This is a genomic window from Nocardia vinacea NBRC 16497, assembly GCF_000308835.1.
Taxonomy (GTDB): Bacteria; Actinomycetota; Actinomycetes; order Mycobacteriales; family Mycobacteriaceae; genus Nocardia; species Nocardia vinacea.
On the sequence record NZ_BAGN01000414.1, the window covers coordinates 19,722 to 29,423 of the forward strand.

A 9,702-nucleotide genomic window follows, 5' to 3' on the forward strand; every position below is an offset into this window, starting at 1 on the left:
GCTGACTTCGAAGTCCTTCGCGGCTTGTGGCAGATCGGCACTCACGGTGCGGATGTCGACACGATCGGTTTTACTTAGTGCATGTCACTAAATGCCGCTACCGGTGGGCTACCTCCGAGGTTCGCCGGTCGTCTGCGTAACACCAAGCGCTTCATCGGGGATCCGATTGCGCTTCTGTCCGACGCTATGACGCTGCACGGCAACGTTTTCGAGCTCCAGCTGCTCAACGGGAACATGGTCGGGGTCACCCATCCCCACCACATCAAGTACATCTTGCAGGAGCGCATGGCGAACTTCACGCGCGAGACCCAGTTGTACGACACCATCGAACCGTTCGTGGGTCGCGGACTGGCGTCCATCGCCGACCACAGCCGGTGGCGACGCAACCGGCGCCTGGCCCAACCTGCCTTTCACCACAAGAAGATCAGCGCGCTCGGCGAGATCATGGTGGCCGAGATCGACTCCATGTGTGACGAATGGGCCGAACATGCCCGTGCCGGACGGACAATCGACCTCGGTGCGCAGATGAGCAACCTGACCTTGCGGATCGTGGTGCGGTCGCTGTTCGGGTTGGACCCGCACGGCCCGGAGGTCACCGGCCTGGCCCGCGAAATGCACAAGATGCTTGCCGAATTGGGGAAGTTCGTGCAAATGCCTGTGGTGCCGTTGAAGTTTCCGACTCCGAGCCACCGCCGCTTCTGGCGGGCGATCGGCGAGATGGACGCGATCGTCTACCAGGTGATCGCCGATTTGCGCGGTTCCGACAACAGTGGCCTGCTGTCCATGTTCATGAACGCCACCGACGAGGAAACCAACGAAAAACTCACCGACCAGGAGTTGCGTGACGAGGTTGTCACCATGCTCTTCGGCGGTCACGAGACCAGCGCCTCGGCACTGACTTGGGCGATGCTGCAGTTGCAATCGAATCCCGTGGTGCGCCAGCGGCTCTGCGCCGACGTCGACAACGCGTTGTCCGACGGACATGCCACCATGGCCGACCTGCCCGCGCTGACCTACGGCAAACAGGTGCTGGAGGAGGTGCTGCGGATGCAGCCACCAGCATGGATGGGGCAACGTCGCGCGGTCGAGGACGACGAGATCGGTGGCTACCGCATCACCGCGGGCACTCCGGTGGTTTACAGCTACTATCACGCGCACCGAAACCCCGAGTGCTGGGACCAGCCCGACACCTTCGACCCGGACCGCTTCGCTCCCACCGCCGTCGCGGCTCGGGACCGGAACGTGTACCTGCCCTTCGGTGCGGGCGGCCACCTGTGTATCGGCAACGCGTTCGCGATGATGGAGATGCAATTGGCGCTGTCCACCATTGTCCGGCGGTTCGAGGTGACCATCGAGAACCCGGACTTCACCCCGATGTCCGGTCTCACCCTCAACCCCAAGTTCCCGATCATCGCGAAGGTAGTCGAACGGCGATAACTGGAGGTCGGGCAGTCCGGGGTCGGTGTCCGCACGGTCGGCTACTCAGCTCGGGTCGTGACCTCAGGCTGTAGAACTGGACTCGTTCGACGGTCGCGAACCAGGCAGGTGCGTGGTGGTATCTCGTGTCGAGCCGATCCGGATCGATCGCGGCGACCTTCCACCGCGATGTTCCGAGTCGGTTGCCGACGACAGCGGGATACCTAGACCCGGTTGATTGTCGCGAACCAGGCAGGTGCGCCGTTGTCGTGGAATCTCGTCTCGAGCCGATCCGGATCGATGGCAGCGATATTCCATCCGGTATCCGGGTTGAACGCGGCTGCCAGTTCGTCCCGAGTGACGGGGTGCGGACCGGTATCAGGACCCTCGTCACTGAAGCACAACACATAGAGGGTGCCACCGGGCACGGTCGCCGACGCCAGACTCGCCACATACTCCGGCCGTTCGTCCGCGTCGAAGGTGTGGAACAGTCCACAGTCCAGCACCGTTTCGAACCTGCGCGCCAAACGCTCCAACCGCAGCGCATCGGCCGCGACGAACTCCACATCTATCCCACGCTCGGCGGCCTTCGCCCGCGCGATTGCCAGCGCCGTCTCCGCCACATCAACGCCGAGCACCGAAAATCCCAGCGCCGCAACATATAGCGCATTCTCCCCGCTCCCACAACCCGCATCGAGCACCGCGCCCGTGAACCCGCCCGCAGTCCCCAACCGCACTATCGCCTGCTGTGGCCGGCCTACGTCCCAAGGCGCGGGCTCGTCCTGATACGACGCATCCCACGACACCCCGGTCATCCGCTCATGACTGGTCGGCCGCCGCGCCCGCAATCGATCCCCTGACATCTCCGCCGCCTCCTTACCCCGGATAGCCTCATCCCACATCGTGGCATGCATAACCCCGTTGCAGGCGGGGTTCCATCACAACGTAGCTGGTCAGGAATCACCATGGTTCTCGGCGGCATCGGCCGAGGCGGATTCAGTCGGTGGATGCAACGAGCCGAGATCGCCGGGTGCCCCGGGTATGCGCGTCATCGGCATGCGGCAGGATCAACTCGCCCCCCCACACGCACCGTCGACGGCGCCACGCCGGCGTACGGCGAAGCCGGACAACTGAACTGGTTCGAACGCTGTTCCGGCACGACCACACCGGACCGGCCGCCGTCATCGGATCGGATACGTCATCCGGCACGAACGGTGCTCCCGCGATTCGTTTTGCCCCTCCGGCTCCTTGCACGGGCGCCTTATTTCAGTTATTACTGAAACAACTAGCGCAAATCGAAGAGAGGCGCCGGATGACGAAGTCGGATCCCGACCACGAGCGGGTGCTGCAGTGGGTCGAGCGAGTCGCCATGTTCTGCACGAATGAATACGGGCTGCCGCCGATCGCCGGGCGGATCCTGGGGTGGTTGATGATCTGCGAGCCCGCTGAGCAGTCCGCCGAGGAGATCTCGTCGGCGATTGGGGCGAGCCGGGCATCGTTGACCACAAACATGCGGATGCTGACCGATGCCGGATTCGTGCGGCGGCGTACGAAACCCGGTGAGCGCACGAACTTTTTCCGCATCGACGACGACGCATGGGAGACCGTGGTGCGCCGCCGGGTCGCCAGTTTGGCCGCCTTCCGGGATGTCACCGCCGCGGGCATGGAACTCGCGGGCACCGGCCGGCCGCGCGCCCGCCGCCTACAGGTCGCCCATGACGTCTACGACTGGATGGCCAAGCGGCTCACCGAGGAGCCACTGCCGATACGAAACGACAGCGACCGATGACAGCGCAGCGTACGGCGGTTGTGGCAGGCGGTGGAATCGGCGGACTCGCCGCGGCGATCGGCCTGCGCCGTGCCGGTTGGTCGGTGACGGTGCTGGAGCGGCGTGCCGATCCGGGGGAGATCGGCGCCGGTTGGTCGTTCGCGCCCAACGCTTTACGTGCGGCGGACGCGCTGGGTGTCGGTGCCGAATTCCGTGCCGTATCGGTACCGACCCACGCTGGAGCGACGCTGCGCACACCCGACGGAAAGTACCTGATGCGATTCCGGGAGGGCCGCGATGCCAGTCTGCTCGCCAACCATCGTGCCGATCTGCATCGCGTGTTGCTCGCGCACATACCCGCCGAATGTGTTTGCGCTGGAGCCGAAGTCACCAGTGTCGACCAGTCCGACACCGGTGTAACCGTCTTCTACCGTACATCCGAAGGTGCGTGCCAGATCGACGCCGATGTGCTGGTCGGAGCTGACGGCATCCACAGCACGGTATGGCCGACGTCGCCGGTCTTCCAGCGGATCCTGTGCTGGCGCGGAGTGACCACGCCGGGTACGGTACGGCCGGTTGACGGCTTCCAAACCTGGGGCCGTGGTGCCCGATTCGGCGCACACCCGCTGACCGAACAACGCGTGTTCTGGTTTCTCGCTATCCGTCAGAACGAACCAGGACAGCACTTCGATGACGATCTCGGCGAGGTCCGCCGCCGCATCGGAGCCTGGCACGATCCGATTCCCGAGCTGCTCGATGCGACACCGCCGAGTTCCGTGCTGCGCCATGACATCGCCGACCTCGACCCGCGCGAGACCTATGCCGACGGCCGGATCGCCCTACTCGGCGACGCGGCCCACGCCATGACACCATTCCTTGCCCAAGGCGCATGCCAAGCCCTCGAGGATGCTGTCGTGCTTGCCGCCGAACTCACTGGCAGTGTCGAAATCCCCACGGCGCTCGCGCAATACGATCGGCAACGCCGCCCCCGCAGCCAGCAGGTGCAGCGCATGGCCCGACAGGATCCCCGGGTCAGCCTGTCCACCAGTCCGCTCGCCTATGGACTGCTGACCCAGCTCACCCGTGTCACTGGTGGCGGAATCGCCGCACGCAAATCGGCCCGCCTCTGGAACTGGACACCACCCACGGTAGGTGCCACCGCCGCCCGGCATTGAGAAGAAGGTGTGGGGGCGCTTCCGATTGATCGTGGGCACTGTCTACAGGATCGTGTGGAGCTCCGTTTCCGCGTGCACCAGCGCTTGGCCGAGCACTACCCGCGCCGGACGGATCTTCCTCGCCGGGGATGCCGCGTACGTGCACGGTCCGGCTGGCGACAGGGCATGAGCCAGCTCCGAGCTGGGCATTGATCCGCAATGTGTGGAATGAAGACGGCCAAACTTAAGTCGATGTAAATGTGCGATCGGCCGGTTGGCGGGGGTGTGGTGGCAGCGTCGACAATTCCGTTGTCGGAGAAGTGGACCGCAAGGTTTGTAGTCGACACCTGATCCTGCGTCGGCGATTCAGCATCGATCGGAGTAAGCCAGTGCGGCCTCACGTCAGCATCGATATCCAACTCACCGAGGACGACCTAGCGGCCGCACTGCGTGCCGATGTCCTGCGAGGGCTGACCGGCAGTCGGAAGTGGCTGCCGTCCAAGTGGTTCTATGACGCGCAGGGCAGCAAGCTGTTCGAAGCGATCACCGAGCTGCCCGAGTACTATCCGACCCGCACCGAGCGGACGCTGCTTCGTCGGAGTGCCGATGCGATCGCATCGGCGGCGGCCGAGGTGGGGGAGCTGATCGAACTCGGCTCGGGTTCATCGGAGAAGACACGTCTGCTGCTGACCGCATTGCGCGCGCACGGATCTCTGAAATCGTATCTGCCGCAGGATGTTTCGGAATCCGCGCTGCGTGACGCGGTGACCTGGATCCATGAGGAGTATCCCGAACTCGCGGTGTACGGGGTGGTCAGCGACTTCACCAGCATGCTGCATACCCTGCCGCGCGGTGACCGGCGGCTCATCGCCCTGCTCGGCGGCACACTCGGCAATCTGATTCCGGGCGAGCGCGCGGATTTCTACCGTTGTGTTCATGAGGTCACCGAGCCTGGCGAACAGTTGCTGCTCGGCGTCGGACTGGTGGTCGATCCGGCCGTCATGGTCCCCGCGTACGACGATGCCGCGGGGGTGACGGCCGAGTTCAACCGGAACATCCTGCACGTGGTGAACCAGCGGCTCGGCGCCGATTTCGAGCCGGACCGGTTCACGCACATAGCGTTGTGGGATCCCGACAACGAGTGGATCGAGATGCGGCTCGAGGCCACCGCCGATATGTCGGTCACGGTCGCCGAGCTGGATCTCGTCGTCGACTTCGCGGCTGGGGAGCAGTTGCGCACCGAAATCTCGGCCAAGTTCCGGCTGACCGAATTTCACCGAGAGCTCGAAACCTCCGGCTTCCAGGTGCAGCATTCGTGGACCGATTCCGATGATCGGTTCGCGCTGGTTCTCGCCTGCAGAGCATGAGCGATCTCGTCGTACCGAACCTGGCCGCGTCCGCACCGCGCCTGCGTTCGGTCACCGGACGCTGGGTTGTCGCGGCGGGCGTGCTCGGTTCGGCGGTGGTGGTGCTCGACGCATCGGTCGTCAATATCGCTGTGCCGCAGATCGGTTCGAGTCTCGGCGACAATGTTGCCGATCTGCAGTGGGTGGTCGGTGGCTACACCCTGGCCCTGGCATCGCTGATTCTGGTCGGTGGCGCACTGGGAGATCGGCTGGGGCGACGCACGGTATTCATCTGGGGCAGTGTCGGTTTCGCGCTGGCATCTCTGGTGTGCAGTGTCGCGTCTTCGATGGACATGCTCGTTGCGGCGCGGGTCGTGCAGGGGATCGCGGGTGCGCTGATCACGCCGGGCAGCCTGGCATTGATCTCGGCTTCGATCGATCGCCGCGACCACGGTGCCGCAATCGGCTTGTGGGCCGGGCTCATCGGCGTCATCGAAGCGGTTGGACCGATTGTCGGTGGCTGGCTGACCGAGTTGGCCGGGTGGCGCTCGGTTTTCCTCATCAATGTGCCGTTCGCCATTGCCGTGGCCGTTGTGTCGGTACGTTACCTTCCGGAATCCCGGGATGCGGATGCGCGACCACTCGATCTGCCGGGGGCGGCGACCGCCGTTGCCGGACTGGGTGCGCTGACCTATGGGTGCATCGGTGCGCGTGGATGGATATCGCTGCTCGGGGTGGCGTTGCTCGGGATATTCGCTGTGATCCAGATGCGTGGGGATCATCCGCTGCTGCCGCCGGCACTGTTCTCCTCGCGGGTATTCACCGCGGCCAACCTGGTGACTGCTGCCGTATACGCGGGTCTCGGTGGCGTCTACTTCCTGCTGCCATTGCAATTGCAGATGGTGGCGGGGTACTCGCCACTCGCGGCGGGCCTGGCGACGGTGCCGATTACCGGGATCATGTTGGTGTCGTCCGCGTCGGCCGGTCGATGGGCGCAGCGCCACGGCGCGCGTATCCCGATGATCCTCGGGCCCGCGCTGGCCGGGGTCGGTGCCCTGCTGCTGACCGAGATCGGACCGCGCGCAACCTATCTCAGCGCGGTTTTCCCGGGGACCGTCGTGCTCGGTGTCGGATTGGCAGTGTTCGTGGCTCCGCTGACCGGCGCGGTGTTCGCCGCGGTGTCGGCAACCGAATCCGGAATTGCCTCTGGGGTGAACAACGCGGTCGCCCGTACCGCACAGTTGCTCGCGGTCGCCGCACTGCCGGGGCTCGTCGGCATTTCCGGCGCGCGGCTCACCGATGCCGTCGCGTTCGGCAATGGCTTCCGCGTTGCCTTGTTGGTCTGCGGCGCACTGCTTCTCTCCGGTGCGGTACTCGCCGCGACCCTGATGCCGCGATGGCCGGAACCATCGTTGCGGTAGTCGGTCAGGCTGTGTGACTCGCCAGGGCGCTCAACACCATCGCCTCTTCGGCAACGACCGAATTCGGCACGGCGGCACCCGGATTCCACCGGTAGCCGTAGCTGTGGATGGTGGTAATCAGTCCTGGGCGGTTCAACTTGGTGCGCAGCGCATTCACGTGCACGTACAGCGCATGCGATACCGCGACGAACGCATCGCCCCAGATGCGGTCGAGCAGCTGCTGACGGCTCACCGCGGTACCCGGCTGCTCGACCAGCGCCCGTAGCACCGCGAATTCGACCCGGGTCAGCTGCACATTTCGACCGGCGACTTCAACGGTCCCGGCCTCCAGATCCACCCGAACATCGCCCGCGACGACCGTTGTCGTCGGCTCGGGCACCGCGCGCACCGGAAGGCGTCGCGTGATCGCGTACAGCCGGGCTGTCAACTCGGCCACCCGCGGCGGCTTCACCAGATAGTCGTCGGCACCACTGCGCAATGCCCGCACCACCGAGCGCTCGTCGGTATCCGCGGTGAGCATGACCACCGGCACCGAGCTGACTTCGCGCAGCTTGCGCAGCGCCGTCAGCCCGGACATATCCGGCAGCTCGAGGTCGAGGATGACCGCGTGATAGCGATGATGAGTAACCAGCAGGTCCGAGCCCCGACGTTTGCGATCGGCGTGGTGCCCACGCTGGCGCAACTTGTGCACCAGTGCGTCGCCCGTAACGTCGTTATCGTCGACCACGATCAACCGCATACCTGATCCCTCTGCGCTCGAATGCCGTGCCCGCCCGGCTTTGGCCGGGACCGGCTACTGCAATTCGAAATCTAGGGCAGTGGTGCGGCAAGATCATCCGCCATTCGCGGCGGAAACATCCGCATCAGCGGCACGTTGGGCGGGCCGAGAAGTTCAACGGTCCAGCATGGGGCGTGCTGGACCGACCGTGCCGCGATCAGCACGGTCGTCCATCCCATCATGAGTTCCGTGCGGCCGCGAGACGATCTTCGGTTCGTCCCGCGACACCAGCACCACGATAACGCGTTGCCACGATTGGGAATTGTGCTCGGCTAGTCGGCCGGAACCTCGCTGCGGTCGCCGCTCCACAGCGTGTGGTACTTGCCCGGCGCATCGATGCGTTCGTAGGTGTGCGCGCCGAAGAAGTCGCGCTGGCCCTGGGTGAGGGCGGCGGGCAGGCGTTCGGCGCGCAGGGCGTCGTAATAGGACAGCGAGGATGCGAACGCGGGTACCGGGATGCCGAGCAGGGTGGCGGTGGCGACCACGCGGCGCCAGCTGTCGATGGCCGTCTCGATGGCCTCACGGAAGTACGGTGCGAGGATCAGGCTCGGCAGGGCCGGGTTCTGGTCGTAGGCTTCTTTGATCCGGTTCAGGAACCGGGCCCGGATGATGCAGCCGCCGCGCCAGATGGTGGCCAGGTCGCCGGGGCGCAGGTTCCAGTTGTATTCGGCACTGCCCGCGGCGATCTGGTCGAAGCCCTGGGCGTAGGCGACGATCTTCGACGCGTAGAGCGCTTGGCGGATGTCCTCGGTGAATTGCGCGGTGTCGGTGGGTTTTTCGCCGAGCTTGCCCGCGGCCAGACCGACCGCGGCCTTGCGCTGGGCCCGCGAACCCGACAGCGCTCGCGCGAAGACCGCCTCGGCGATGCCGGTGACCGGGATACCCAGATCGAGTGCGGACTTCACCGTCCAGCGGCCGGTGCCCTTCTGCTCGGCCGCATCGACGATGACATCGACCAGCGGCTGCCCCGTCTTCGCGTCGACCTGGTTGAGCACCTCGGCGGTGATCTCGACGAGGTAGCTCTCCAGTTCCCCGGAGTTCCACTGCGTGAACACATCGGCGATCTGCTTGGCGTCGAGACCGAGCGCGTCGCGGAACAGATGGTAGGCCTCGCCGATGAGCTGCATATCGGCGTATTCGATGCCGTTGTGCACCATCTTGACGAAGTGTCCGGAACCGTCGGGGCCGATATGGGTGCAGCACGGTGTGCCGTCCACTTGCGCCGCAATGGATTCCAGCATCGGACCGAGGGATTCGTAGGACTCGGTGGGGCCGCCGGGCATGATCGAGGGACCGTTGAGCGCGCCCTCCTCGCCACCGGAGATGCCCGCGCCGACGAAGTTCAACCCACGCGCGGCCATGGCGGCTTCGCGGCGGATGGTGTCGGTGTAGAGCGCGTTGCCGCCGTCGATGATGATGTCGCCGGGCTCCATCGCGTCGGCGAGTTCTTCGATGACCGCATCGGTCGGATCGCCCGCCTTGACCATGATCAGCACCCGACGCGGCTTCTCCAGCGCCGCGACGAACTCCTCGATCGTCTCGGTGCGCACGAAGTTGCCGTCGCCACCGTGCTCGGCGAGCAGTGCGTCGGTCTTGGCGATGCTGCGGTTGTGCAGTGCCACGGTGTAGCCGTGCTTGGCGAAGTTCCGGGCGATATTGCTACCCATGACCGCCAGGCCGGTAACCCCGATCTGTGCGGATGCTGTTGCGGACGCCATATATCAGCCCTCTCCGTTCGGCCTTGTTACCTTCAGTCCGAAGCCTAGCCCTAGTCCGGTTCGGCCCTTCGGTCGTGTTCGGCAGCACCTACGGGTGCAGG

8 protein-coding genes are annotated in these 9,702 nt (G+C 65.2%); 5 read left to right on the forward strand and 3 right to left on the reverse strand.

The features are described from left to right. Positions 1–81: 81 nt before the first annotated feature. A complete protein-coding gene (locus ON44_RS40640) occupies positions 82–1,437 on the forward strand; it encodes a cytochrome P450 (RefSeq protein WP_083898474.1) in 1,356 nt (451 codons plus the stop codon). Positions 1,438–1,640: 203 nt separating this feature from the next. Here the strand turns inward: ON44_RS40640 and ON44_RS40645 are convergent, their stop codons facing one another. After that, positions 1,641–2,231, reverse strand: coding sequence for a class I SAM-dependent methyltransferase (locus ON44_RS40645; RefSeq protein ID WP_040700170.1), 591 nt, complete (start codon positions 2,229–2,231; stop codon positions 1,641–1,643). Between the two features lie 497 nt (positions 2,232–2,728). Here ON44_RS40645 and ON44_RS40650 point away from each other — a divergent pair, with 497 nt between their 5' ends. The 4 genes from ON44_RS40650 (at position 2,729) to ON44_RS40665 (ending at position 7,105) form a co-directional block, all read left to right on the forward strand. Further along, the gene (locus tag ON44_RS40650) at positions 2,729–3,205 is read left to right on the forward strand and encodes a GbsR/MarR family transcriptional regulator (RefSeq protein ID WP_040700171.1); all 477 of its coding nucleotides are present in this window, start codon (positions 2,729–2,731) and stop codon (positions 3,203–3,205) included. Next, positions 3,202–4,359 (forward strand): FAD-dependent monooxygenase, encoded by a 1,158-nt coding sequence (locus ON44_RS40655; RefSeq protein WP_040700173.1) that lies wholly within the window; start codon positions 3,202–3,204, stop codon positions 4,357–4,359. Before ON44_RS40650 ends, ON44_RS40655 begins: the two co-directional genes overlap by 4 nt. Before the next feature lie 368 nt (positions 4,360–4,727). Further along, complete coding sequence (gene egtD / locus ON44_RS40660) at positions 4,728–5,705, forward strand: L-histidine N(alpha)-methyltransferase (protein WP_040700174.1); 978 nt, start codon at positions 4,728–4,730, stop codon at positions 5,703–5,705. Continuing rightward, entirely contained in the window at positions 5,702–7,105 is a 1,404-nt protein-coding gene (locus ON44_RS40665) for a DHA2 family efflux MFS transporter permease subunit (RefSeq protein WP_063721715.1), read from the forward strand. The genes egtD and ON44_RS40665 overlap by 4 nt, the downstream gene beginning before the upstream one ends. A gap of 4 nt (positions 7,106–7,109) precedes the next feature. Here the strand turns inward: ON44_RS40665 and ON44_RS40670 are convergent, their stop codons facing one another. Then, positions 7,110–7,844: a response regulator transcription factor gene (locus ON44_RS40670; RefSeq protein ID WP_063721716.1), complete on the reverse strand. Its 735-nt coding sequence runs from the start codon at positions 7,842–7,844 to the stop codon at positions 7,110–7,112. Between the two features lie 311 nt (positions 7,845–8,155). After that, positions 8,156–9,601, reverse strand: a complete 1,446-nt coding sequence (gene gnd, locus ON44_RS40675; protein WP_040700176.1) for an NADP-dependent phosphogluconate dehydrogenase — start codon at positions 9,599–9,601, stop codon at positions 8,156–8,158. Positions 9,602–9,702: the final 101 nt, after the last annotated feature.